24 protein-coding genes and 3 tRNA genes are annotated in these 24,166 nt (G+C 52.9%); 22 read left to right on the forward strand and 5 right to left on the reverse strand.

Translation table 11 applies throughout. The features are described from left to right. The 5 genes from dnaA (at position 1) to gyrB (ending at position 7,640) form a co-directional block, all read left to right on the forward strand. Positions 1 to 1,827: a chromosomal replication initiator protein DnaA gene (gene dnaA, locus CBE74_RS00140; RefSeq protein WP_087453051.1), complete on the forward strand. Its 1,827-nt coding sequence runs from the start codon at positions 1 to 3 to the stop codon at positions 1,825 to 1,827. A 582-nt stretch (positions 1,828 to 2,409) separates the two neighbouring features. Further along, positions 2,410 to 3,597, forward strand: a complete 1,188-nt coding sequence (dnaN, locus tag CBE74_RS00170; RefSeq protein ID WP_087453052.1) for a DNA polymerase III subunit beta — start codon at positions 2,410 to 2,412, stop codon at positions 3,595 to 3,597. A gap of 67 nt (positions 3,598 to 3,664) precedes the next feature. Further along, entirely contained in the window at positions 3,665 to 4,900 is a 1,236-nt protein-coding gene (gene recF / locus CBE74_RS00270; protein WP_087453053.1) for a DNA replication/repair protein RecF, read from the forward strand. Continuing rightward, on the forward strand, positions 4,881 to 5,453 hold the full coding sequence (locus CBE74_RS00305; protein WP_087453054.1) for a DciA family protein: 573 nt from the start codon (positions 4,881 to 4,883) through the stop codon (positions 5,451 to 5,453). Before recF ends, CBE74_RS00305 begins: the two co-directional genes overlap by 20 nt. A 141-nt stretch (positions 5,454 to 5,594) precedes the next feature. After that, positions 5,595 to 7,640, forward strand: coding sequence for a DNA topoisomerase (ATP-hydrolyzing) subunit B (gene gyrB, locus CBE74_RS00450; RefSeq protein WP_087453055.1), 2,046 nt, complete (start codon positions 5,595 to 5,597; stop codon positions 7,638 to 7,640). Between the two features lie 81 nt (positions 7,641 to 7,721). On the opposite strand, the gene CBE74_RS00455 is transcribed toward gyrB, so the two are convergent. The 3 genes from CBE74_RS00455 to CBE74_RS00635 all read right to left on the reverse strand — a co-directional run bounded on the left by CBE74_RS00455 (position 7,722) and on the right by CBE74_RS00635 (position 9,002). Continuing rightward, a complete protein-coding gene (locus tag CBE74_RS00455; RefSeq protein WP_087453056.1) occupies positions 7,722 to 8,156 on the reverse strand; it encodes a DUF6918 family protein in 435 nt (144 codons plus the stop codon). Between the two features lie 373 nt (positions 8,157 to 8,529). Next, positions 8,530 to 8,793: a hypothetical protein gene (locus CBE74_RS00500; RefSeq protein WP_087453057.1), complete on the reverse strand. Its 264-nt coding sequence runs from the start codon at positions 8,791 to 8,793 to the stop codon at positions 8,530 to 8,532. Beyond that, positions 8,793 to 9,002 (reverse strand): CopG family transcriptional regulator, encoded by a 210-nt coding sequence (locus CBE74_RS00635; protein WP_087453058.1) that lies wholly within the window; start codon positions 9,000 to 9,002, stop codon positions 8,793 to 8,795. The genes CBE74_RS00500 and CBE74_RS00635 overlap by 1 nt, the downstream gene beginning before the upstream one ends. A 167-nt stretch (positions 9,003 to 9,169) precedes the next feature. On the opposite strand from CBE74_RS00635, the gene gyrA reads away from it, so the two are divergent. The 7 genes from gyrA to CBE74_RS01020 all read left to right on the forward strand — a co-directional run bounded on the left by gyrA (position 9,170) and on the right by CBE74_RS01020 (position 14,448). After that, positions 9,170 to 11,734, forward strand: coding sequence for a DNA gyrase subunit A (gyrA, locus tag CBE74_RS00850; protein ID WP_087453059.1), 2,565 nt, complete (start codon positions 9,170 to 9,172; stop codon positions 11,732 to 11,734). Next, positions 11,734 to 12,078 (forward strand): DUF3566 domain-containing protein, encoded by a 345-nt coding sequence (locus tag CBE74_RS00880; RefSeq protein WP_087453060.1) that lies wholly within the window; start codon positions 11,734 to 11,736, stop codon positions 12,076 to 12,078. The genes gyrA and CBE74_RS00880 overlap by 1 nt, the downstream gene beginning before the upstream one ends. 186 nt (positions 12,079 to 12,264) lie before the next feature. Further along, positions 12,265 to 12,341 (forward strand) — tRNA-Ile (locus CBE74_RS00885). An 8-nt stretch (positions 12,342 to 12,349) separates the two neighbouring features. Next, positions 12,350 to 12,422, forward strand: a tRNA-Ala gene (locus tag CBE74_RS00895). 101 nt (positions 12,423 to 12,523) lie between these two features. Continuing rightward, positions 12,524 to 13,303, forward strand: a complete 780-nt coding sequence (locus CBE74_RS00935; protein WP_166741026.1) for a YwiC-like family protein — start codon at positions 12,524 to 12,526, stop codon at positions 13,301 to 13,303. 325 nt (positions 13,304 to 13,628) lie between these two features. Next, entirely contained in the window at positions 13,629 to 14,156 is a 528-nt protein-coding gene (locus CBE74_RS00985; protein WP_087453062.1) for a YPDG domain-containing protein, read from the forward strand. Positions 14,157 to 14,375: 219 nt separating this feature from the next. Further along, positions 14,376 to 14,448, forward strand: a tRNA-Ala gene (locus CBE74_RS01020). Between the two features lie 546 nt (positions 14,449 to 14,994). Here CBE74_RS01020 and CBE74_RS01025 read toward each other — a convergent pair. Together CBE74_RS01025 and CBE74_RS01030 are read right to left on the reverse strand one after the other, a co-directional pair. Further along, positions 14,995 to 15,180 carry a hypothetical protein gene (locus CBE74_RS01025; RefSeq protein ID WP_134316106.1) on the reverse strand — a complete coding sequence of 62 codons (186 nt, stop codon included), beginning with the start codon at positions 15,178 to 15,180 and terminating at the stop codon, positions 14,995 to 14,997. 66 nt (positions 15,181 to 15,246) lie between these two features. After that, positions 15,247 to 16,245, reverse strand: a complete 999-nt coding sequence (locus CBE74_RS01030) for a hypothetical protein (RefSeq protein WP_087453063.1) — start codon at positions 16,243 to 16,245, stop codon at positions 15,247 to 15,249. A gap of 185 nt (positions 16,246 to 16,430) precedes the next feature. On the opposite strand from CBE74_RS01030, the gene CBE74_RS01045 reads away from it, so the two are divergent. From CBE74_RS01045 to CBE74_RS01580, 10 genes are all read left to right on the forward strand, one after another. Continuing rightward, entirely contained in the window at positions 16,431 to 16,724 is a 294-nt protein-coding gene (locus CBE74_RS01045; RefSeq protein ID WP_375167310.1) for a type II toxin-antitoxin system RelE/ParE family toxin, read from the forward strand. A gap of 22 nt (positions 16,725 to 16,746) precedes the next feature. Beyond that, positions 16,747 to 17,841 carry a helix-turn-helix domain-containing protein gene (locus CBE74_RS01075; RefSeq protein ID WP_087454801.1) on the forward strand — a complete coding sequence of 365 codons (1,095 nt, stop codon included), beginning with the start codon at positions 16,747 to 16,749 and terminating at the stop codon, positions 17,839 to 17,841. Positions 17,842 to 18,105: 264 nt separating this feature from the next. Further along, positions 18,106 to 18,300 (forward strand): hypothetical protein, encoded by a 195-nt coding sequence (locus CBE74_RS01095; protein ID WP_225870216.1) that lies wholly within the window; start codon positions 18,106 to 18,108, stop codon positions 18,298 to 18,300. A 12-nt stretch (positions 18,301 to 18,312) separates the two neighbouring features. Beyond that, the gene (locus tag CBE74_RS01215) at positions 18,313 to 19,674 is read left to right on the forward strand and encodes a PTS transporter subunit EIIC (protein ID WP_310795232.1); all 1,362 of its coding nucleotides are present in this window, start codon (positions 18,313 to 18,315) and stop codon (positions 19,672 to 19,674) included. 96 nt (positions 19,675 to 19,770) lie between these two features. Further along, positions 19,771 to 20,226 carry a PTS sugar transporter subunit IIA gene (locus tag CBE74_RS01220; protein ID WP_087453065.1) on the forward strand — a complete coding sequence of 152 codons (456 nt, stop codon included), beginning with the start codon at positions 19,771 to 19,773 and terminating at the stop codon, positions 20,224 to 20,226. Positions 20,227 to 20,240: 14 nt separating this feature from the next. Next, on the forward strand, positions 20,241 to 20,831 hold the full coding sequence (locus CBE74_RS01285; protein ID WP_166741025.1) for a CAT RNA binding domain-containing protein: 591 nt from the start codon (positions 20,241 to 20,243) through the stop codon (positions 20,829 to 20,831). Further along, entirely contained in the window at positions 20,761 to 21,072 is a 312-nt protein-coding gene (locus tag CBE74_RS01345; RefSeq protein WP_134316102.1) for a PRD domain-containing protein, read from the forward strand. Before CBE74_RS01285 ends, CBE74_RS01345 begins: the two co-directional genes overlap by 71 nt. 209 nt (positions 21,073 to 21,281) lie before the next feature. Beyond that, a complete protein-coding gene (locus tag CBE74_RS01355) occupies positions 21,282 to 22,283 on the forward strand; it encodes a substrate-binding domain-containing protein (RefSeq protein ID WP_087453067.1) in 1,002 nt (333 codons plus the stop codon). Positions 22,284 to 22,327: 44 nt separating this feature from the next. Next, positions 22,328 to 23,362 (forward strand): ABC transporter permease, encoded by a 1,035-nt coding sequence (locus CBE74_RS01575; RefSeq protein ID WP_087454802.1) that lies wholly within the window; start codon positions 22,328 to 22,330, stop codon positions 23,360 to 23,362. Beyond that, complete coding sequence (locus CBE74_RS01580; RefSeq protein WP_087453068.1) at positions 23,363 to 24,136, forward strand: ATP-binding cassette domain-containing protein; 774 nt, start codon at positions 23,363 to 23,365, stop codon at positions 24,134 to 24,136. The last annotated feature ends 30 nt before the right edge of the window (positions 24,137 to 24,166 follow it).

A 24,166-nucleotide genomic window follows, 5' to 3' on the forward strand; every position in this document is an offset into this window, starting at 1 on the left:
GTGTCGGAGACTCCATCGACATGGAACGAACGGTGGCAGGAAGTTACTAATGAGCTGCTGTCACAGTCTCAGGACCCAGAAAGTGGTATTTCCATTACTCGCCAGCAAAGTGCATACCTGCGGTTGGTTAAGCCAGTCGCATTTGTAGAGGGTATTGCAGTTTTAAGCGTTCCCCACGCCCGAGCGAAAAAAGAGATTGAGACTACGCTGGGCCCTGTTATCACTGAGGTATTGTCTCGTAGGTTAGGGCGACAGTACAGCCTTGCAGTGAGCGTTCATGCTTCAGAGGAAGAACCAGAAGACTCCTCACTTAGCCCAGATACCGCGCCTGCATACCAGGAGCGATCTGCTGTTTCTGGTCATTATGGCGCAGGCTCTGTCAATGCGGCGTATCAGAATCAGCAAAGCGCGGCATACCGCCAGTCACAGGACGCACAGCATCCTGTGACTTTTGGTTCCCTCTCATACGGAAATGAAAAGTACCCAGAAAACACTCTTGAACAGTGCTTTTCCACTCCTCATTATGGGTTTAACGAGCAAAATTTTAACGAGGCTCAACACACCACGCCGGCGACTTCTCATACCGCACCACAGAGTGGATCTGCGTTATTGCATGATCCACTTCAAACGCGTGGAACTGAACCATCGTTGAACCAGGACTATCAGGGGAATACTGGAGGATGGCGTACTGACCATATCCAGGAACCCACTCCTGCAGAACAGATTCCTTCCGGCACACCGCGTGCTCGTGAGCAGCCATCGTTTAACCCCGATCGTGCTTTAGCGCTTAACCCGCATTACACATTTGATTCTTATGTAGTCAGTGATTCCAATAAATTGCCGTGCTCAGCAGCAATCGCTGTGGCGGAAAAGCCTGCTCGTGCCTACAATCCGCTCTTTATTTGGGGAGACTCAGGCCTAGGTAAAACTCACCTCATGCATGCGGTAGGCAACTACGCCCAATATTTAAATCCGCGTCTTCGCATTAAGTATGTTTCTAGTGAGGAATTCACTAATGAATACATTAATTCGGTGCGAGATGACCGGCAGGAAGCGTTTAAGCGTAAGTATCGTGAACTAGATATTTTGATGGTTGATGATATTCAGTTCCTCCAGGGTAAAGAGGGTACTCAGGAAGAGTTCTTCCATACGTTTAATGCTTTGTACCAAGCTAATAAGCAGATTGTTTTGTCTTCAGATAGGCCTCCAAAACAGCTGACTACCTTGGAAGATCGACTACGTACCCGGTTCCAGGCTGGCCTTATTGCAGACATTTATCCGCCAGATTTAGAAACTCGTATTGCGATTTTGATGAAGAAGGCGACGTCGGAACGCATTGTTGCGGATCGTGAAGCTATCGAGCTGATTGCGAGCCGTTTTAATACGTCGATCCGCGAGCTAGAAGGCGCTTTCATTCGTGTTTCTGCGTATGCGTCGCTGATGTCTCCAGATAAGGGCAAGCACCGTATTGATCTGCGGATAGCCGAAAAAGCTCTTGAAGATATGATGCCGGAGCAGGCCAATCAAGAAATTACGGCGACAACCATTCTCGCGGCTACTGCTGAGTATTTTGAGATGGATGTCAATGAGCTCAAGGGCAGTGGTAAGACGCGTGCGGTGGCTCATGCACGTCAGCTAGCAATGTATCTGTGCCGCGAGCTTACAGATCTGTCGCTTCCAAAGATCGGCGAACAATTCGGCGGTAAAGACCACACCACGGTGATGTACGCGGATCGAAAAATTCGTAAAGAGATCACAGAGAAGAAAGAAACTTACGACGAAATTCAGCTGCTCACGCAGCAGATCAAGAGTTCTTCTCGCGGATAAGACCGTTATCGGCTTCTAACAAAGGCTGCCTCCCAGAATTACCGGGAGGCAGCCTTTGTTGTGGGTTCTTCCAGGTCACAACAGTTTTAAAAGTAGTACACAGAGTTATACACAGCTGTGTAATTACAAACATGTAATTTGGTGATACTCGACACATTTTGAGGTTTTCGACGCCGCCCAAGACCTGTGGATAACACTGCCTTTTATGTGTAAGAATTAACCCTGAACTGGGGATAGAATGTGAACAACTCACCACCCCAAAAAGTTATCCACAGGACCGTCGAGTTATCCACCGACATTCCACAATCGCATTCACAGCCAAAAAATCCGCTACGACCGTAGCGTTCACCCCTCATTCCACAGAATGCACAGGACTTACTGTTACTACCAACGATTTACTCTTAATGAAACTAAGTAGAAAGAGGAGCTGGGGAATAACAACTTTTGAGGCTCGGCCTGCGGTCTCACCGGATTCTTGAAATTACAAAAATCTGGGGCTGCGGAGTTTTGCAGTCGCGTCAACCCGGGTACGGTTAGGTCTTGTAATTCCAAGATTCACTCAAGCGAGGAGCCCTCATACGCATGGACGCACAAGCTGTCTCATTCCGGGTCGAGAAGGAAGACCTTTCAGGTGCAGTGAGCTGGGTTGCGCGTAACCTGCCAACAAAGCCCACCCAACCCGTACTGCGAGCCGTGGTCATCACAGCTGATGATGAAGGGCTAGAGTTTGCGGGTTTTGACTATGAGATCTCTACAAAAGTTCGTATTTCCGCAGATGTAAGCCAACCGGGACGTATCGCTGTTGCTGGAAAGCTCCTCTCAGACATCATCGGAACTCTGCCAGCAAAGCCGGTGGAAATTTTTGTAGAAGGTAGCCAGGCTCTCGTGGTCTGTGGATCTTCTCGCTTTGAGCTTCCGCTCATCCCGCTGGATGAATATCCGATTTTGCCTAAGCTACCTGCAGCAACAGGCGCCATCGACCCTAAACTTTTCGCAGATGCAGTGCTCCAGGTCGCAGCAGCAGCTGGCAAAGATGACACGCTGCCTATGCTCACCGGTATTCACATGGAGATCGACGGGGAAGACGTCACGCTCACGGCCACCGACCGATTCCGTTTGGCTTTACGACGCTTCCAGTGGACACCTGCTGTCGCCGATGCCAAAGCAGATCTTTTGATTCCCGCGAAGAACCTCTCGGATAACGCACGCAGCCTTGATCAAAACTCAACCGATCCGGTCGAAATCGCTGTCGGTGCTGGCGAGAGCATCGGTTCTGAAGGCCTCTTTGGCATTCACATCGACAGTCGCCAGACAACAACGCGCATGCTTGATGCGGATTTCCCCAATGTGAACCCGCTGCTTCCTAAGATGCACAAGTCGATGGCGAGTGTCGAGATTTCTGCGTTAGCAGACGCAATCCGTCGTGTGGCTTTGGTCGCTGAAAGAAACGCACAGATCAGGCTCCAATTTTCCAAGAACGAAGTCATTTTGTCTGCCGGTGGATCGGATGCCGGCCACGCAGAAGAATCAGTTCCTTGCGCATACACCGGGGAAGACGATTTCCTCATCGCTTTTAACTCGGGCTACCTGCGCGATGGCCTAGGCGTGATCAAGACAAACCGTGTGGTCTTTGGCTTTACTGAGCCGTCTCGTCCGGCGATCATGATCCCGGAACCAGAAGAGCTTCCCGAGGCTGATGCCGATGGCACGTTCCCCACACCCGACACTGACTTCACGTACCTTTTGATGCCAGTTCGACTGCCAGGCTAAAAGCGAAAACTGCTGGTGAGATGCATCTTTGTGTCTCACCAAAAGAAAGCAACTAGAGGTAATTACCGTGTACATTCGCGAGCTATCGCTCCGAGATTTTCGTTCGTGGGCAGACTGCCACGTAAATCTTGAACCGGGTGTCACGGTTTTTGTTGGGCGCAATGGTTTTGGGAAAACCAACATCGTTGAAGCCATCGGCTATATTGCGCATTTGGGATCCCATCGAGTCTCCCAGGATTCTCCGCTTGTTCGTCAGGGGAAAGACTCTGCGCGGGTATCCGTTACCGCTGTTAACCAGGGACGCGAGCTAACAGCTCATATGTTGATCCAACATAAGGGCGCCAACCAGGCTCAGATCAATCGGACCCGGCTGAAGTCTCCCAGAGAGCTTTTAGGTGTGGTTCGGACTGTCTTGTTTTCTCCGGAAGATCTGAGCATGGTTCGTGGCGAGCCGGGGGAACGCCGGCGCTATCTGGATCATATCGTCGCTACCCGAAAGCCCAGGCTGGCAGGGGTAAAAGCAGATTATGACAAGGTCTTAAAGCAAAGAAATTCGCTGTTGAAAACAGCTAGTGCATCGCTGCGCCGGGGATATGGTGCAGATGACGGGACTCTGAGCACGCTGGATGTCTGGGATACCCAGCTTGCTCGGCTCGGCAGCGAGCTTATTCATACTCGACTTAGCCTCGTTGCAGAGCTCGCCCCGCTTGTTCATTCCGCGTACGCCCGCATTGCTCCGGAATCGCGGCCCGCGCGAATTAACTATGAATCTACTGTTCCCGTGCCGGCCTCTGTCGTTGATACCGAGGCTGCGTCGACAAGCATTCCCGACATGGACGTACTGGAAGCCGCTATGCTTTCTCAGCTGGGAGTTCAGCGAAAAAAGGAGATTGATCGGGGACTATCCTTGGTGGGGCCGCATCGCGACGACCTAGCTGTTTTGTTGGGTGATTATCCCGCTAAAGGATATGCGAGCCATGGGGAAACCTGGTCGATGGCGTTAGCCCTGCGGCTAGCGGAATTTCGCCTGCTCAGCGCGGACGGGTCGGAGCCGATTTTGATCCTCGATGATGTGTTTGCGGAACTCGATTCCAAACGCAGACAAAAACTCGTGGGGATCACCGCAGAGGCCGAACAAGTGCTCATCACGGCGGCTGTCGGCGACGATCTTCCAGATAACCTGGCAGAATCGGTGGTACACCGGCATATGGTGACCATGACGGATACCCCAGAGGGACGTATTTCTGAGCTGGACAAGGACAAAGACGCGGAAGGATCGAGCGATGAGCACTCAGCCTGCTGATGCTGGATCAGAAGATCCCGTAGCAGAGGCATTTGCAGCTATTCGCGCCGAGGCGCAACGCCGCACGGGGCGTATCCCTGACCTGTCTGCCCATAATCCACGCCCCGGATTAAAGCTTAACGACGCCCCCGCTACTCCTCGCCGGCCCAAAACCCCGGGAAAACCGACTGGTCCGGATGGCCGTAGACTACGGCGCTCTTATGATGTCGAGCCAGTAGGCTCTGTGCTGAGTAAAGAAATCCAACGCCGCGGATGGCGACACGGGATTGCTGGTGGTTGGGTGCATTCGCATTGGGATGAACTGGTGGGGGAAAAAATCGCGGCGCACACCAAAGTGGAAATACTCAAAGAGAAGTCCCTCTTTATATCGTGTAATTCCACTGCATGGGCTACAAATTTGCGTATGATGCAGCGTACGATCTTGCAGGCTATTGCGGAAAAAGTAGGCCCTGATGTGGTGGCGGAGCTGAAGATTTTTGGCCCTAAGACACCTAGCTGGCGCCATGGCCCCTTGCATGTGAAAGGTCGCGGCCCGCGCGATACATACGGATAAGGCGGGGAGAACTGCCTCAAAATCGTCTAATTCACCCCTATTTTGCCGTTATAAGCGTGTGAATGCATTCCTTGTAGGGAGGGGTAGGCAGTGTAAGATGGAACGGTCTAAGCGTATTTAATAACAAGGAGTGCTCGTTCCGTGGCAACCGCTGAACATGAATATGGCGCCTCATCCATTACGATCCTTGAGGGTCTAGAGGCTGTACGTAAGCGCCCCGGTATGTACATCGGCTCGACCGGTGAACGCGGCCTACACCATTTGGTGTGGGAGGTCGTAGATAACTCCGTCGATGAGGCGATGGCTGGTCACGCCACGCATGTCGACGTCACACTGCTGGAAGACGGCGGCGTGGAGGTCGTGGATAACGGCCGTGGTATCCCTGTCGATATGCACGCTTCTGGTGCACCGACGGTGCAGGTCGTTATGACGCAGCTCCACGCGGGCGGCAAGTTCGACTCTGATTCCTATGCTGTCTCCGGCGGTCTTCACGGTGTGGGCATCTCTGTCGTGAACGCGCTGTCCACTCGCGTTGAAGCCGACATTAAACTTCACGGCAAGCACTGGTATCAGAACTTCTCCAACGCGGTTCCGGACGAGTTGATCCAGGGCGGAAATGCGCGGGGGACAGGAACTACCATCCGGTTCTGGCCGGATGCTGAGATTTTTGAAACCACCACGTTTAAATTCGACATCATTGCACGCCGATTGCAGGAAATGGCGTTCCTGAACAAGGGACTGACCCTTTCGCTGACAGATAAGCGCGTGAGCGATGAGGAACTTGAGCTGGAAGCAATCGCCGATGAAGGCGATACCGCAGAGAACGTTTCGCTGGAAAAAATAGATTCCGATGCCGATGGCAACATCGAGGCTCCTGCTGCGCCGAAGAAACGCGAGAAGAAAAAGGTCTTTTATTACCCCGAGGGCCTCAAAGACTATGTTGCGCATCTGAATAAGTCCAAGCAGGTCATTCACCCGACCATCGTCGCCTTTGAAGCCAAAGGGGAGGACCACGAGGTTGAGGTGGCTATGCAGTGGAACAACGGCTACGCACAAAGCGTGCATACCTTTGCTAACACCATCAACACCATTGAGGGTGGTACCCATGAAGAGGGCTTCCGCGCTGCGCTCACAACGTTGATGAATCGCTATGCCCGTGAACACCGACTGCTTAAAGAAAAAGAATCCAACCTTACCGGTGACGATTGCCGTGAGGGCCTTTCTGCGGTTATTTCCGTGCGCGTGGGCGATCCTCAATTCGAGGGACAGACTAAGACAAAGCTCGGTAATACCGAGGTCAAGGGCTTTGTTCAGCGCATGGTCAACGAGCATGTGGCGGATTGGCTAGACGCGAACCCGGCAGAAGCAAAGACCATCATTAATAAAGCTGTGTCTTCTGCGCATGCGCGTATGGCGGCACGCAAGGCTCGTGACCTGGTGCGTCGCAAGTCTGCAACGGACCTTGGTGGACTGCCAGGCAAGCTTGCAGATTGCCGTTCTAAAGATCCCGTGAAGTCGGAACTTTATGTGGTGGAGGGTGATTCCGCAGGTGGCTCGGCTAAAGCAGGCCGAGACTCCCTTTACCAGGCTATTCTTCCTTTGCGCGGAAAAATCCTGAATGTGGAAAAAGCGCGACTGGATAAGGTGCTTAAGAACGCCGAGGTTCAGGCGATTATCACTGCTTTGGGCACCGGCATTCACGATGAGTTTGACATCAATAAACTGCGCTACCACAAGATTGTTCTTATGGCCGACGCTGATGTGGATGGCTCCCACATTGCTACGCTGCTGCTTACTCTCTTGTTCCGCTTCATGCCTCAGCTCATCGAGGAAGGCCACGTGTACCTGGCTCAGCCGCCTCTGTACAAGCTTAAGTGGGGCAAGGGTGACCCTGGCTTTGCATATTCGGATGCCGAGCGCGACTCACTTTTGGAAGAGGGCCTAGCGCAGGGACGCAAGATCAACAAGGATGACGGAATCCAGCGTTACAAGGGTCTGGGCGAGATGAACGCTAGTGAGCTGTGGGAAACCACGCTTGACCCAGAGTTCCGTGTATTGCGTCGTGTGGACATCAACGATGCACAGCGTGCTGATGAAATTTTCTCCATCTTGATGGGTGATGACGTTGCTGCTCGTCGTAGCTTCATCACCCGTAGGGCAAAGGACGTTCGTTTCCTTGATATTTAGGCTCTTAACCTAAAGCTTAGGCCGCCACCGAAAACTTTTCGGTGGCGGCCTAAGCTTTATACAAGGCGTATCTGCGGGATACTACATGTGGTTGTGCATGATACGGCCGAGGCCTTCGACGTTAGGCTCGATGAAGCCCGCAGCCTTGCCGCGAAGTGAGCTGTATGCCTTTTTGAGAGCCGGAACGTCGATTTTTTCTGCGTTACGGTCTGCCATGACGAGCAATTCGCTGGATACTTCTTCCTTGCGTCCTGCTAGGAAAATGCCAAAATCAGCGTCTCCTGATTTTTCAAACTGAGTCCAATAAGGATCGAGAACCTCAATGACCTCGGGGAGGAGTCGGTTCGCAGCTTTGGTGACGATGTCGCCGTTGACTGTTTTTGCAGCTCCGATGGTGCCTTTAAGCGCCATACCGGAGAGGCCCTTTTGCTCAGCAACGGTTGTTTCGATGAAAGCGGAGAGTTCTGCCCCCACGGTGGCGTGCTTGGTTTCGAGGAGGGACTTCAGACTCGACATATATATGACCTTTCACAATGATGGCATAGCCGGAAACATTTAGGTTATCGCTTGATTATATATAAAGCGACCTCCATTGTTGGCTACACCAGACATTGATGCGTCCAACGACGGAGGTCACTTGTGTTGTCATTCTTCCACCACAGGAAAAGCAATTTTTTTGAACAGGTACATTGTTCACTGCTGTTTACTGTAATCACAACAGTCACAAATGTTATATGATTCGCCTCTCTTGCGGCAATAATGACACAAAATGACGTAGTTTTTGGCATCGATCTTTCACCGTTGTTTTTACCGAAGCTGTATTTCTGTGCTGATCAACACTATGTGTGTGCAATCCCATACTGTGCTCATGCCATGTAATTCCTAAGCATTAGGAGTTCAGGTCCTTTAATACGCGGGAAAGAAATATGCCAAAGGACTCGTTCTGTCTGGTGAGTGGAGATACTCGGGGGACAAAAAACCTGAGATATTCCGACTGCTGCATAGGCGAAGAAAAGGGTGATACCCCTTCAAAAGAGGCTGTTGTCGTTGCTGCTATTGCCGCTAGTGCGGCAAAGTCGTTGATTGTGGCGTTGCAGGTGCTGCAGAAGTCGTCGGCAAGCATAAGCACTTGTTCTGCGGAAAAGCCTCGCATTATCTGTTTCCTCGTATGCGGCGTTCTGTGGCGGTGAATGTGGGGAGATGCACGCGGGCCAGCTCTCGTACTTCGGAATCTGCGACTGTGCGAACCGCCGTGCTCACGATGGCGCGCACAGCTGCCTCGTGTTTGCTGGAACCTTGAATTTCTGCGAGCAGTGTGAGCGCTCGATCCTGTTCGGGAGTTAGCCGTAGAGTCATCGCCATTAGCAAATGGTATCAGTTTGGTAGCAAAAATGGGGTGAGATGTGCCGTAATCACGTCTCAGTGGGGCGCTGGGCGAATTAAGCGGATAGACTCTAAGAGTTAAGTTCTCAGCGACATATTCGGACTGCTTGTGTAAGCCGTTCGGACAACCCTAGAAAAGGTGACATATGAGCGACGATCTCTTGGGTGGCGAGGGATTCGACCGGATTCATCCGATTGACCTCAACGAGGAGATGGAGACCAGCTACATCGATTATGCGATGTCGGTCATCGTCGGACGTGCTTTGCCGGAGGTCCGTGACGGACTTAAGCCGGTGCACCGCCGTATCCTTTACGCGATGTATGACTCGGGCTACCGCCCGGAGCACGGGTATGTAAAATCTGCCCGTCCGGTCTCGGACACCATGGGTCAATTCCACCCGCACGGCGACTCAGCTATTTATGACACGCTGGTTCGCCTTGCCCAGGACTGGAACATGCGTTATCCGCTTGTCGACGGCCAAGGTAACTTCGGCTCCCGCGGTAACGATGGCCCCGCCGCCATGCGTTATACGGAGTGCCGACTCACACCGCTGGCCATGGAAATGGTCCGGGATATTCGCGAAAATACCGTTGATTTCTCCCAGAACTACGACGGTAAGACCCAGGAACCAGACGTTCTTCCGTCCCGCGTTCCTAACCTTTTGATGAACGGCTCAAACGGCATCGCCGTGGGCATGGCAACCAACATCCCGCCCCACAATCTCAACGAGCTTGCCGACGCGATCTTCTGGCTCCTGGAAAACCCAGATGCCGACGAAGCCGCAGCCCTTGAAGCGTGCATGTCCTATGTGAAGGGCCCAGATTTCCCCACAGCAGGTCAAATCGTTGGTTCCCAAGGTATTAATGATGCCTACACAACCGGCCGCGGTTCTATCCGCATGCGGGGCGTGACCTCGATTGAGGAAGAAGGAAGCCGGCAGATCATTGTGATCACGGAACTTCCGTACCAAGTGAACCCGGACAATATGATTTCTAACATCGCGGAGCAGGTGCGCGATGGAAAACTGGCCGGTATCTCCAAGATCGAAGATGAGTCTTCCGATCGTGTGGGTATGCGCATCGTGGTCACGCTGAAACGCGATGCCGTGCCGCGCGTTGTGCTGAACAACCTGTACAAGCATTCCCAGCTGCAGACTAACTTTGGTGCGAACATGCTCTCCATCGTCGATGGAGTACCGCGCACCCTGCGGTTGGATCAGATGCTGCGCTACTACGTTACGCATCAGATCGAAGTCATCGTTCGTCGTACACAGCACCGCCTTGAAGAAGCTGAGAAGCGTGCTCATATTCTGCGTGGTTTGGTTAAAGCCCTGGATATGCTCGACGAGGTTATTGCTTTGATCCGCCGGTCTGCCACGGTGGACGTTGCTCGCAGTGGGTTGATTGATCTGCTCACTATCGACGAGATTCAAGCTGACGCTATTTTGGCTATGCAATTGCGTCGCCTGGCAGCCCTTGAGCGTCAGAAGATCATTGATGAGTTGGCAGAAATTGAAATCGAAATTGCCGATTACAAGGATATTCTTGCTAAGCCGGAACGTCAGCGTGCCATTGTTCGTGATGAGCTTAAAGAGATCGTGACTAAGTACGGCGATGAGCGTCGTACGCAAATCATTGCAGCCACCGGGGACGTCACTGAGGAAGACCTTATTGCGCGGGAAAATGTGGTCGTGACCATTACTTCCACCGGCTACGCTAAGCGCACCAAAGTCGATGCTTATAAGTCACAGCGACGCGGCGGCAAAGGCGTGCGTGGTGCGGAACTCAAGCAAGACGACGTGGTCCGCCACTTCTTTGTCTGCTCCACCCATGACTGGATCCTGTTCTTTACCAACTTTGGCCGGGTCTACCGACTCAAAGCCTACGAGCTGCCAGAGACATCCCGCACCGCCCGCGGCCAGCACGTGGCTAACTTGTTGGAGTTCCAGCCGGAGGAGCGCATTGCCCAGGTTATCCAGCTGCAGTCCTATGAAGATGCGCCATACCTGGTGCTCGCCACCGCGCAGGGACGCGTTAAGAAGTCGCGTCTGTCCGACTACGAGTCCAACCGTTCCGGCGGCCTGATCGCTATCAACCTGGCGGAAGACGACAAGCTCATTGGCGCTGCTCTGTGCTCCAACGACGACGAGCTTCTTCTGGTGTCGGAGGAAGGGCAGTCGATTAGGTTCAGCGCCGACGACGATCAGCTGCGCCCCATGGGGCGTGCAACAGCCGGCGTGAAGGGCATGCGATTCCGTGGCGACGATCAGCTGCTCGCTATGACCGTGGTGCGTTCGGACGCTTATCTTCTCGTCGCAACGTCGGGTGGCTATGGAAAGCGCACCTCGCTTGAGGAATACTCCCAGCAGGGTCGTGGTGGCCTTGGTGTGGTTACCTTCAAGTACACACCAAAGCGCGGCAAACTCATTGCCGCCGTGGTTGTTGATGAGGACGATCAGATCTTTGCTATTACATCTGCAGGTGGAGTGATCCGTACCGAGGTCAACCAGATTCGCCCAAGTTCGCGAGCAACCATGGGTGTACGCTTGGTCAATCTGGAAGACGGCGTGGAATTGCTTGCTATCGACCGCAACGTTGAAGGCGAAGGCGAAGAAACCGCTGAAGCAGTTGCTACGGGAGCCATCGATGGTCCCGCCAATCGCGGCCGTCAGACCGAAGTGACCATTGAGCCCGAAGGAGAAGACCAGTAATGGCAACACGTCATGTTGTTATAACTCGAATTTCACCTGTATCGGCGTTTAAAACCGCCTTGTCCCTGTCCCTCATCGGTCTGGCTGCATGGGTCATTTGCGTGGCTCTGCTGTACCTTGGCATGCAGTCTGTAGGGGTCTGGGATAACGTCAACGAGGTTATTGGTGGCGTCGGTGGCAGCCAAATAGTTACGTTTGGTCTAGTTCTTAGCGTGGCTGCGTTGATGGGCGCTATTACCTCCATCATCGTTACTATTCTGGCTCCCCTCGGTGCGATCATCTACAACTCGATCGTGGACCTTTTTGGTGGCCTTGCCATTACGTACCGTGAAGAAAACGATTAGTTAGTCGCTGTGGCGTGAACGAGGCCTCTTGCTAGGATCCTGGAGAACAGAGGATCTGAGCAAGAGGCTATCTTTATGAGCCTTTTATGAGCATTCAAGTACATTGCAAAACCTTGGAAAAAGGGGTTATGTGCAGGCGATTTGCTAAATTTTATAGTTTCTAGGTAAAGTTCTATCTCGTTCCCAGGGCCTATAGCTCAGTCGGTTAGAGCGCATCGCTGATAACGATGAGGTCGCAAGTTCGATTCTTGCTAGGCCCACCAGGAACAACGGGGCATTAGCTCAATTGGTAGAGCACCTGCTTTGCAAGCAGGAGGTCAGGAGTTCGATTCTCCTATGCTCCACAAACAAAGGATCCAAGCTTAGGCTTGGGTCCTTTGTTTGTTGCAATGATCCTAGACACAACCCGTTAGTGCTCCTTTGTGTTGACATTAGGATGAACTATATGATTAGAGTTGCGACTCCTCGGAAGTCCCGTCGCTCACCAGGATGGGTCCCTAACCAGCATGGGGCATGGTTTATGGTGACTGTTCCCGCCCTCATCGGAGTGGTCCTTGCCCCTGCGTGGATTGATATTCCTCTTCTGCTGTTGTGGTGGTGCGGGTACTTTGCGTTTTTTGCGGGAAGTGTATGGATGCGGGGGAGGTACCGAAAGCGCCACTTACCGCCACTTGCTGTTTATGGTGCCGTTACTGCGCTTGCGGGGCTGGTGGTCTTGTTCTGCAACTGGCGGCTGGTGGTGTGGATCCCTGCCTTTCTTCCTCTCGTAGGGATCGCCGTATATGAAACATGGCGACGCAGGCCGCGCTCACTTCTTTCTGGTCTATCCACCGTATGTGCGGCCTGCCTTATCTTGCCTGTTATCGCCTGGGCTGGTGGTGGTCTTACTGCCCGTGTGTGGGCTGTGTGTGGGGTTTTGCTGTTGTATTTTGCTGGCAGTATCCCGTACGTGAAAACGCTTATCCGGGAACGTGGCTCCCGCCCCTGGATTATCGGCTCTATAACTTTTCACCTAGCTTTCCTGATTGCTGCATGTGTGGCCGTTGCGTATCAGGCGGTTCACGGTGCGGTGGCAGTGATCGCTGGAATCCTTCTGCTTCGCGCATGGCTCATGCCCACTACCGGTGCGCGTCGGGAACGCCCGTGGACACCCAAGCAAGTAGGGCTTCTCGACGCTCTCCTCGGGGTGTTGGTCGTTCTAGCCGCAGTGCTTCCGCCTCGTTGATATAAAAAGACCTGGCACCTCAAAAGGTTATTTTTGCTGCTAAAGATTAATTTTTTCATATCTACACCGCTGTGTGCTGGGGATTTTCTGGGCATATGTGAACACTCCGTATTTGGTGTGTGGCATAGAACTCACTTTTTGAAAACGGGTGGTAATAGGGATGATTTTTTGCCGAATCGTGCCCGAAATGAGATCGCCTGTTGATAGAAAAACGATTATCCGTAAGGTGGGGCTCGTCCCAAACAAGGGACAACAGGATTGAGCACTCGATCATGCCAACAACAGGCATCATCCTGAACCTTCAATGTGGATTAAGGAGAATTGTTTGTCTTCTAACAAGAACGTTGCTCTCCGTAACCTAGCAGTAGCTGCTGGTGCCACCGCCCTGGGTCTTGGTGCGGTATTCGGAACTGCTGGAGCAGCTATGGCTGCCGATGAGCCAGCAACACCACCAGCGGTCAATGCAGAAAAACCTGCCCCCACCATCGAACAGGACATTCCTGTTGAGGTGGATAAGCCAGAGCTTCTGGATCTCGACGACGCTCCCGATGTAGAGACACCAGAGGTTGATGATCTGGACGACGTGCTGAAGTACGAGCCGACGACCGTGGCTGCAGGGCACACCGCCTATGCGGACATCAAGGGAGAAGTTGATGACGACACCATCTTTGGTTACTCGCAGTCTGGCATCCCGGAGGGCTGGTTTGTCTCCGTGGATGAGGAAACCGGCAAGGTTAGCGTTAGCGCTAGTCCCGATGCGAAACCCGGCGACACATATACGGTAAAAGTCAAGGTCATCGACCTTGATGGGAAGGTAACGTGGGCAGAAACGCCCTTCACTGTGGGTGAGTAAGGATGCATATGCAACGACGCTAACCGCATGAATGAACTTATGTAGTGAAAGAACAGTGAGGCCCCCACAAGGAGAACCTCACTGTTCTTTTCTAGTAGAAATATGCTGCGTTTATCGGCTGAGCTGGTGGCTGGGTCCTAAGTCAAAACGATCTTGTTTATGCTGTATACGGGTGTATTAGACGTAGCGGGGATCTAGTTGCTACACTGATACCGCACCGGGGCATTAGCTCAATTGGTAGAGCACCTGCTTTGCAAGCAGGAGGTCAGGAGTTCGATTCTCCTATGCTCCACGGCATGAAGAAGACCACCTCTAATTTTAGAGGTGGTCTTCTCGCGTGAATGGGGTGTTTTGACGTGAGGTGGGGCGGGTTGTTCGACGATGTCGGGGCGGCCTTCCTGGTGTAGGGTGCCTTGACGTAGTAGTCGTGTTTGCGGCGGCGTTACCTCGCAGTCACACTGTCCTACGGAGCCTGGACTGACTGTCAGTCCCAGGAACGATCCACGATTAGTTCGTATACACCGGCACACACGGAGTCTTGGTGGTTGACCTGTTTGATGCGTAGGGGGTGCACAACAGTTTGAAAGTATTGAGCGTTCTACGGTTCTGAGGGGGTGCATTTGGAGGAAGATAAGGGGGAGGCAGATCCCTGGTGGCTGCTTCGACGAGTAGGTCGTGGACGGTGTGCTCTCCTTTGTGATAGATCTCGAACACCCAGGGGCAGCGGTGCCCGGTCGAAGCTGTTCTCGAAGGTGCTGTACGCGGCTGGAGCAACCCAGGTATAAGACCGCCGTCGGGTATGTTGCGTAATAAAGTCATTCCCGCTTTGAATAGAATATTAGGCTGAGTCTGCGTGGCAAGCTGGATCTCGACGCGCTTTCACCGTTGCCGTAGCACGGCTGTAGGTAGTGACCTCATCGGGATTTATGAACACGACGATGACTGTAGTGTGCTCGAACGCGGTGCCGAGCGCCTCCCCAATATACGACGACTCTGCATTGTTAGTTCGACGTCGGTTGTCCACCTTATTGGCGATATCGCGATACTGTGAGAGATCTCATTGCAGTCGTGTATGACCAAGACGGGCCAGTTATAGTTCGGACTGCCTATGGTTTTCTTTCTCTCTTCCAGTGATGTCATGCCCCTTGAGGGTAAGCGTATCCTTGAGACGATTTTCCCAGCCTTTTTTGTGGATGATTCTGACGTAATCAGCTTTTGAATCTGAGAGAAGGTCGATCCGGCTGCGGCGGCTGAGATTGGTCCAGTCTTCGTACATCACATAGAGGGCGTTTCCATAGTCGAGATTCTCCAGTACGATAAGATTTTCACGAAACTTGAATCCGAAATAACGAGAGAACTGTCCTTTCCCTACGATGGTCGCGCTCGGGTGAAACCCGTTCACAACTTCGTATCTATTCTGCATTGTTTTCAAGCGCGGACTTCCTGGGGTGGGATTCAGAAGCGTCAGAACCCTGGTGAAGCTGGCTTCGCCCTTCGGGAGAAGCTCCCATGTCACTTGCTGGTCGTTAAGCCAATCAGTGACCGAGAGCTTCGAGGAAACGATAGACACGTGAGCGTTGATATTTTCTCTTAGAAGTGAAGCTGCCAGGTGAAGATCACGCTCATCGAGTTCCCTGCGGTCGAATACATGATCAACACGGAATCCAATAATGACCTTTCCATCCTCCGGGTCCTGGACATCGATAAGAATCGGCAGCTGCTTCGCGTACCAGATCTCCTTTTGGAAGACCTTGCGCGTGGAATAGTGTGTATGACTACCATGCTTCCAGTCTCCGAAGTTGGGAACTTGCCATCCTCCAATAAGCTTCTTGACCTTCGGGAGGTCCTTACGCACGAAGAGTCTGCCGTCGATGTTGTACCGAGACCACTTGCCGTTGGTGGCTTCGGGCACCACGGCTTTAGTGAGGTGTACAGATTCTCCGTCTGAAGTGATCCCAAGGTGTTCAAGAGCACCGGATGCCAGATCCGAGAGTTGGTATGTCAGTGTCTTGCCCACATAGAAGGTATCCGTCGAACAATGGTCAACCAACTCATTGATGAAACTAGGGATCTTGGCATACCCGGACATTTGAACCTCCTTGTGGTTCAAGTAGCCGCCACTGGGGTCGGTCCTCTGTAATTGATGTGTTTTCGAAACCAATATTATTTGGTTTGCATGATTCACACAAGGGGTGATAAGCTTATTGTATGTATCTCAAATAAGGGATGTAGTAGTGCAGACCTGACCATGTTGTTCTGGGCGAGGTGGAGTGCTTGCGTGTCGTCTTTAAGGATGATGACCCCCGTCGACTGGCCGAAAATGCGTCCTATGCGCCGCGGCGCTGGGGCGTAGACATCATCAAGGCGTACCGGAAGAAGATCCAAGTACTGCTCGCGGCTACCGACGAACGAGACCTATATGCGATGCGTTCCCTCCGGCTGGAGCGACTCAAAGGCAACCGTGCTGGAACCTCATCCATTCGTCTGAATGACCAGTTCAGGCTCATCATCAAGTTTGAGACGGATGACGAGGGCCGGATAGTTATCGTCATCGAGATGGTTGATTAACCACTGAAGGAGAGTGATGACCATGAGTACGCCGATGGCTGCCGAGGTATTCCCGCTCGGGGAGCACCTGGCTGACGAACTCGACGCACGCGGTTGGACTCAGGCTGACTTTGCGGAGGTGCTGGGAAGACCAGCACAGTTCGTGTCCGAGGTCATCTCGGGAAAGAAAGAGATCACTCGCGAGTCTGCCGCGCAGATCGCGACTGCGCTCGGAACAAGCGCGGAGCTTTGGCTTAAACTCCAGGACTCTTATCTTCTTTGGAAACAATCACAGGACTCTCGCACCAGGGAGAATCTTGATGCTGTAAAGACCCGTGCTAGATTGCGCGCGTTGGCACCGGTCGCCCTATTAAGGAAGCGCGGATTTATCACCATGGCCGATCCAGAAGGCCAATCGAACGAGGTCCTTCGCCTCTTCGGAATGCAGAGCCTTGATGAAGAACCGACGGTAAGGTTCGCCGCGAGGAGAAGCAACCCGGACGAGGCAGTCACCGTGCTGCAACGGGCTTGGGTTGCGTGCGTCAAAGCCAGTGCGCGTGAGCTAGAGGTTGCGCCGTACTCTCGTGAACGACTCCGCCGGTTGGCTGAGCAACTCTCGGAACGAGCACGCAACCCGGAGGCGTTTGCAGACTTTCAAGCATCGTTTATGGAAGTCGGAGTGAAGTTGATCTACGTTGAAGCATTCCCTGGAGGGAAGCTCGATGGGTGTGCATTGATAGTCGATGAAACCCCCGTGATCGGTATCTCCGGTCGATGGAAGCGGCTAGATAAAGTACTCTTCACAATTCTGCATGAAACTGCCCATGTTTTGCTGGGGCATGTCTCAGAGGACGGGGGAGTCATCATTGATGATTTGTCTGAAGAGAGCCAGGACGAGGAAATGGAAGCTGATCAGCTTGCTAGTGAACTAACGATTTCGAGACCGCTTCCCGTCGTTCCCGAACGGCCAAGCATGACCTGGGCACAGACACAAGCGGAGGCGCTGGGTGTGCACCCGATTACGCTGATCGGCAGGCTTCAAAACGATGGCCTACTGTCATGGAAAACTACCCTCGTCCGTAACGCGCCCAACGTTACCGATCAGCTCAAACGATGGAAGACGCTCGCCCCGGCCTGACGACATCACGACGTTCGCCTCGTCTTCTGCGGAACTTCGCGGGGCATCGTCGATCTGACATTAATGGTGTGAGATAAAGCGTCGATACGCTTAAACGTAGGGGGTGAGGATCGTTGCTTCTGCCTGGCTGCTCGCAGTAATGTGTGCGCTAAGAGGAACGATTACCTCACAAAGGCTGCAGATTGTTACCTAGATATATGCGTGGGCATGACTGCAGACCACTCGCATTCGTTTTCCTGTGTATGCAGGAGATCGGAGAACACCGTGACTCAGTCCATGTCACAGAGTGTGGCGTCGCGGCCTACCCCTCGTGGTGCGGCGTTTAAAACATTACAAAAAGTCGGCAAAGCATTCATGCTGCCCATCGCGATTCTTCCGGCAGCTGGTTTGCTGCTCGGCATTGGTGGTGCGCTTTCCAATCCCAACACGATCGCGGCGTATCCGGCCCTCAATAACTAGGTAGCACAGGGCATTTTTACCGTGATGTCTGATGCCGGAAGCATCATTTTTGCCAACCTTGCGCTATTGCTGTCCGTTGGACTTTGTATCGGCCTGGCCAAGAAAGATAAGGGGACCGCAGCTCTAGCGGGTATGGTCGGTTACCTTGTCATGACAGGCACCATTGCCTCGTTGCTCAAAGTCTTCAATCCAGACGGTGAAGCCATTGATACGGGAATCATCGGATCTTTGGTCGTGGGTTCTGTCGCTGTTTATCTGCACAATCGGTATCACAACATTCAGCTTCCGGCGGTTCTGAGGTTCTTTGGCGGATCTCGTTTTGTGCCGATAGTGACCGCCGGCGCAGCCGTTCTTGTGGGCGGAGTGTTTTATCTTATTTGGCCAACGTTCCAAGGATTACTCGTAACCGCGGGAAACGGAATGGCCAACCTGGGGGCCATAGGCACGTTCCTTTATGGATTTGTGCTTCGACTATCGGGTGCCGTAGGACTGCACCATACGATTTATCCCATGTTCTGGTACACCGAGTTGGGTGGAATAGAGCAGGTCAATGGGGAAACCGTGGTGGGGGCACAGAAGATCTTTTTTGCTCAGCTCGCGGACCCCAACCATCATGGGCTTTTCACTGAAGGAACTCGATACTTTGCCGGGCACTTTGACACCATGATGTTCGGGCTTCCTGGTGCTGCACTAGCGATGTATCACAGTATCCCCCGAGATCGCAGAAAGAAATATGCCGGTCTGTTCCTAGGCGTTGCGCTTACCTCTTTTATTACAGGCATAACCGAGCCCTTGGAATTTATGTTCCTCTTCGTGGCACCTGCGCTGTATGTGATTCACGCTTTCTTTGATGGCTTGAGCTTCCTCATCGCAGACCTGCTACAGATCAGAATCGGAAATACCTTCTCGGGTGGATTTATTGACTTTACGTTGTTTGGAATTTTGCAGGGACAAGAAAAAACACACTGGCTCTATGTACTGCCCGTCGGCGTTGCCTGGTTCTGCCTGTATTACGTGGTATTCCGCTGGTATATCAAGCGGTTCAACGTGGCTTCACCAGGCCGACTCAACGATACCGTGAGCGATACCTCAACGGACACCGCCGGGGCGGAGAAAAAACAAGCAGCACTGTATACCGAGGCACGTGAGATTGTGGATGCACTAGGCGGCGAAAAGAACCTAGAAGACATTGATGCGTGCATCACGCGTCTTCGGGTGTCAGTTGTAGATTCTTCCCAGGTGGATCGCGAGCGATTGAAACGACTAGGAGCTGCGGATGTGCTTGACGTATCTGGTGGGGTCCAAGCCGTTTATGGTGCCAAAGCCATTCTGTATAAGAACGCCATCGCAGACATCTTAGGCATCGACGACTAAAAGTTGCGGGAAGCGATTGTGAAGATAATGCGGGAAATGCTGAATTGGTGTTTCCCGCGTTAGCCACATAGCGACGAGAGGAATGATGAAGTAAAAATGTTTGGGTTTAAAAAGAAAAATCCTGTACCGCAGGGGATCGTTGCGCCGGTGATAAGGCAGATTAAAGACCTCGCTGAGGTGTCTGACCCGGTATTTGCGCAGGGAACATTAGGGCCTGGGTTTGCCGTAGACACGGCAAACAACACCATTGTCGCTCCCATCTCAGGGGAGGTCATAGTCATGTTTCCCACAGGTCACGCGTGCGCTTTACGTGGGGAAAACGGTGTGGAGGTGCTCGTACACATCGGAATAGACACAGTGAAACTCAAGGGGGAGGGGTTTCAAGCTCTCGTGGCGCAGGGACAGTTGGTGCAACTTCGCGATTGGAAAGAGACAGCTGCGCGCGTCCCTTCAATGGATACCGTTGTCGTGGTTACTAACGCGGATAAATTTAATGTGGGAGCTGTTGATAAGAACGCAGCTTTTGGACAGATCGTCATGGAGCTGAAGTAAAAACCATGTACCGGATGCAACGCCGTCACAACAACAATGTGGTGCAAGCTATCGACGACCACGGACGTAGCGTGGTGCTGCTTGGCAGAGGCATTGGGTTTGGGGTGTCTGTAGGAGACTCAATAGACAAAACCCGGATCGAAATGACCTATGTTTTGGAATCACAACAGCATGCGGCAAGCATTGCGGTGAGGCTGAGCAGCCTTTCTCCTGAGATTCTTATTCTCACTCGGCCCATTGTTGTCGCAGCACACGATCGTTTAGGGATAGACAACGCTGAGGCATTGTTGCTCCCCGTTGCGGAGCACATGAGTTTTGCCGTAGATCGTGCTGGCGCAGGAAAATACGTAGATTTTCCCTTGGAAACGGAGATACGGCATTTATTTCCCAAAGAATATGAGTTTGGCCAGCATGTTTTAAAAATGATCATCGCGGAACTGGGCGTTTCTCTGCCAGCAAGTGAAGCCGCTGCTTTTGCTTTGCACGTGGTGAGTATGCAGTTTGGCCGGTCTAGGATTTCCCGAGCCGTGGCCAATGACGCAGCTTATCGACGACATCCTGCGACTGGTCTCAGAACATTTAGGTTTTGTTGTTTCACGCGATGACTTTGCCACTCGACGCTTTGTGACCCATTTGAGGTTTGTGTTGGGAAGATTTGAAAAGCAAGGGCCTGAGGTGAAAGAACGCAGAAAATTTGTTCATACGATTAAGACGTCGATGCCGAGCTATTGGGATGTTGCAGTAAACGTGCAGCAGCATATTGAAGAACAAACCCATGCCACTTTGGGGCTCACAGAGACTGCGTATCTCACATTGCATATCGGCAACCTGGCAGAGGGAAAGTAGAACACCGAGGATTTGTGAAAAGAGGTTCATGAAAAGAATCGTGAGGTTTTGAGGCGAGGTCGCACATCTCACATGAACGGACATAAGAGCATGCCCCCGTTTGCGGGGTGATGCTTGTGCAGCTCAACGCCTCTGAATCGATAAACTAGCTGGTCAGTACAGTGGTGCTGGGCTTGACCCCCGGTCACATAGTGCGACACTATGCATAGGTGAAAAATCTCCGGTTCCCCCTACGTGCGGCGGTCGTTACGCTCGCCGCGTCCGTCGTGCTCAGCGCTTGCTCTGCAACAGGCGGTGCCCCGCGTTCCTCGAATACTTCGGGCGGGCAGGTAGGCGGAGTGGACACGCCTCGTTATGTCGTCGCAATGGTGACGCACGGCGCCCCTGGCGATACTTTCTGGGATTTGGTGCGTAAGGGCGCAGAAGACGCAGCTAAAAAGAACAACATGGAGCTGCGCTATTCCTCGGATCCCGAAGCACCGAATCAATCTAATCTGATTCAAAATGCCATCGACTCCAAAGTCGACGGAATCGCGGTGACTATGCCCAACGCAGAGGCAATTGGGCCAACCGCCAAGAAAGCGGTGACCGCCAAGATTCCGACGGTGGCGCTCAACGCCGGAATGGACGCATACCAAAAATATGACATCTCTGCGTTCTTTGGGCAGGAAGAAAAAGTAGCCGGGACCTTAGCCGGCAAACGCCTTGCCCAAGACGGCGCCAAACACGCGCTCTGCGTTATCCATGAGCAAGGAAATTCCTCACAGGAAGCTCGTTGCGCGGGCCTTAAAGAGGGGCTTGCCGGCGCTGACATGGAAGTGCTTTATGTCAACGGTAAGGATATGACGAGCGTTCAATCCACTGTGCAAGCAAAGCTCGCACAGGACAAGAGCATTGACTGGGTGATGGGGCTTGTGGCACCTGTGGCTCTCACCAGCGTTGATGCCGTAAAAAACTCTGGAAGCTCAGCCAAAATCTCAACTTTTGATACCAATGCGCAGCTCGTGACTGCCATCAAGGGCGGCACAGTGCAGTGGGCTGTGGATCAGCAGCCGTATCTTCAGGGCTACATGGCCATTGATGCGTTGTGGCTTGCGCAACGCAATAGATCAACCGTCGGAGGGAATCGACCGGTCTACACAGGCCCGAGCTTTGTCGACGCCACCAACGTAGACAAGATTGCAGATTCCGCAAAGGCAGGCCTACGTTGATCACTCCTCCTACCTCAGAATCCGCAGCAGCAGGCACTGCGGACATTGGAACTGCCACACAAGGTGACGATCGACTGCGCCGACGAACAGGCCTTTCCGCGTTGATCCTGCGCCCAGAGTTTGCCAGCCTGCTAGGCGCGGTCGCCATATTCGTTCTGTTTTTGAGCGTGGCACCGTCGTTTCGCTCCATTGACGCGCTGACTACGGTCCTTTATGCGAGTTCTACTTTAGGAATCGTCGCTGTGGCCGTGGGCCTGCTCATGATCGGCAATGAATTTGATTTGTCCTCGGGCGTGGCCGTGACTACAGCGGCGTTAGCTGCGACGATGCTGAACTACAACCTGCATCTCAACAGTTGGGTCGGTGCGCTTATGTCTTTGTTCATTGCGCTGGCAATCGGCGCACTGAACGGATATTTGGTGACTAAGACCGGGATCGATAGCTTCCTGATCACACTAGCGGTGTTCCTCATGCTGCAAGGACTTAACCTGGCTATCACTAAGCTGGTGACCAGCCAAGTAGCGACCCCCAGTATCGCCGATATGGAAGGTTTTCCTTCAGCTCAGAAGGTCTTTGCCGGGACCGTACACATCGGCAGCGTCTCCGTGCGTGCAACCGTTTTTTGGTGGATATTCTTTGTCGCAGCGGGCTCATGGTTGCTGTTTAAGACGCGATTTGGCAACTGGATTTTTGCAGTCGGCGGGGATGCTGATGCCGCCCGCGCCTCTGGTGTGCCCGTGGCACGCGTCAAAATAATCTTGTTCATGTTCGTTGGTTTTGCCGCCTGGTTTGTGGGCATGCATAACCTCTTCACCTTCGATTCCATTCAAGCTGGTCAAGGCGTGGGTAACGAGTTCTTGTACATCATCGCTGCGGTGATTGGCGGCTGTGCAATGACCGGTGGGCGCGGCACGATCATAGGCACCGCTATCGGCGCTCTCATCTTTGGAATGACAAACCAGGGAATCGTCTATGCAGGATGGAACCCCGATTGGTTTAAGTTCTTCCTCGGCGCCATGTTGCTTTTTGCAGTGCTCACCAACACTTCCTTTGCCACGCTCACCAAGGGGAGGAAATAAATGGATACGTCCACAACTCCGATCATTGAACTACGCGACATCACAAAAAGCTATGGCGCATTCGATGCCCTACGCGGCGTGAACCTGAGCGTCGCGCCGGGTGAGGTGACGTGTGTTCTAGGTGATAACGGCGCAGGAAAATCCACGCTCATCAAGATATTGTCGGGCTTGCATAAGCAGACCTCGGGAGAGTTGCTTATCGACGACCAACCAGTAACTTTTAGCAGCCCTCGCGAGGCGTTAGACCATGGGATTGCTACTGTTCACCAAAACTTAGCGGTGGTTGGACAGATGTCGGTGTGGCGGAATTTTTTCCTAGGTCAAGAGCTCACAGGCTTTTTGGGGCGTCTTCGTGAAGAGGAAATGCGTTCGATTGCTCAAGAACAGTTGAAGGCCATGGGGATCGATCTGCCCGACATAGACGTGGACGTTGAGTCCTTGTCAGGCGGACAGCGCCAAGTGGTAGCCATTGCCCGCGCTGTGTATTTCGGCGCTCGCGTTATCATCCTTGACGAGCCCACTGCAGCGCTCGGCGTGAAGCAATCTGGCATGGTGCTGCGCTTTGTGGCAGCCGCACGAGACAAGGGGATTGGTGTTGTTCTTATTACCCACAATCCCCACCATGCATACTTGGTGGGCGACCGCTTTACTATCCTCAACCTGGGCAATCAGATATTGAACGCGTCGCGGGATCAGGTAACCCTAGAACAATTAACGCAGCAGATGGCCGGTGGTGGGGAACTAGAGGCGTTAAGCCACGAGTTATCCCGTTAGGGAGAAGATCGCGGGCAGGGGAGGGCGTCG

It is taken from the genome of Corynebacterium silvaticum (assembly GCF_002162115.2).
GTDB classification, from domain to species: Bacteria; Actinomycetota; Actinomycetes; order Mycobacteriales; family Mycobacteriaceae; genus Corynebacterium; species Corynebacterium silvaticum.

Excerpts from the sequence above, each read along its gene's own strand:
- dnaN (WP_087453052.1), top strand. The coding sequence starts at position 2,410 with ATGGACGCACAAGCTGTCTCATTCCGGGTCGAGAAGGAAGACCTTTCA.
- CBE74_RS00305 (WP_087453054.1), top strand. The coding sequence starts at position 4,881 with ATGAGCACTCAGCCTGCTGATGCTGGATCAGAAGATCCCGTAGCAGAG.
- CBE74_RS00455 (WP_087453056.1), bottom strand. The coding sequence starts at position 8,156 with ATGTCGAGTCTGAAGTCCCTCCTCGAAACCAAGCACGCCACCGTGGGG.
- CBE74_RS00500 (WP_087453057.1), bottom strand. The coding sequence starts at position 8,793 with ATGCGAGGCTTTTCCGCAGAACAAGTGCTTATGCTTGCCGACGACTTC.
- CBE74_RS00635 (WP_087453058.1), bottom strand. The coding sequence starts at position 9,002 with ATGGCGATGACTCTACGGCTAACTCCCGAACAGGATCGAGCGCTCACA.
- gyrA (WP_087453059.1), top strand. The coding sequence starts at position 9,170 with ATGAGCGACGATCTCTTGGGTGGCGAGGGATTCGACCGGATTCATCCG.
- CBE74_RS00880 (WP_087453060.1), top strand. The coding sequence starts at position 11,734 with ATGGCAACACGTCATGTTGTTATAACTCGAATTTCACCTGTATCGGCG.
- CBE74_RS00935 (WP_166741026.1), top strand. The coding sequence starts at position 12,524 with ATGATTAGAGTTGCGACTCCTCGGAAGTCCCGTCGCTCACCAGGATGG.
- CBE74_RS01030 (WP_087453063.1), bottom strand. The coding sequence starts at position 16,245 with ATGTCCGGGTATGCCAAGATCCCTAGTTTCATCAATGAGTTGGTTGAC.
- CBE74_RS01075 (WP_087454801.1), top strand. The coding sequence starts at position 16,747 with ATGAGTACGCCGATGGCTGCCGAGGTATTCCCGCTCGGGGAGCACCTG.
- CBE74_RS01220 (WP_087453065.1), top strand. The coding sequence starts at position 19,771 with ATGTTTGGGTTTAAAAAGAAAAATCCTGTACCGCAGGGGATCGTTGCG.
- CBE74_RS01285 (WP_166741025.1), top strand. The coding sequence starts at position 20,241 with ATGCAACGCCGTCACAACAACAATGTGGTGCAAGCTATCGACGACCAC.
- CBE74_RS01345 (WP_134316102.1), top strand. The coding sequence starts at position 20,761 with ATGACGCAGCTTATCGACGACATCCTGCGACTGGTCTCAGAACATTTA.
- CBE74_RS01580 (WP_087453068.1), top strand. The coding sequence starts at position 23,363 with ATGGATACGTCCACAACTCCGATCATTGAACTACGCGACATCACAAAA.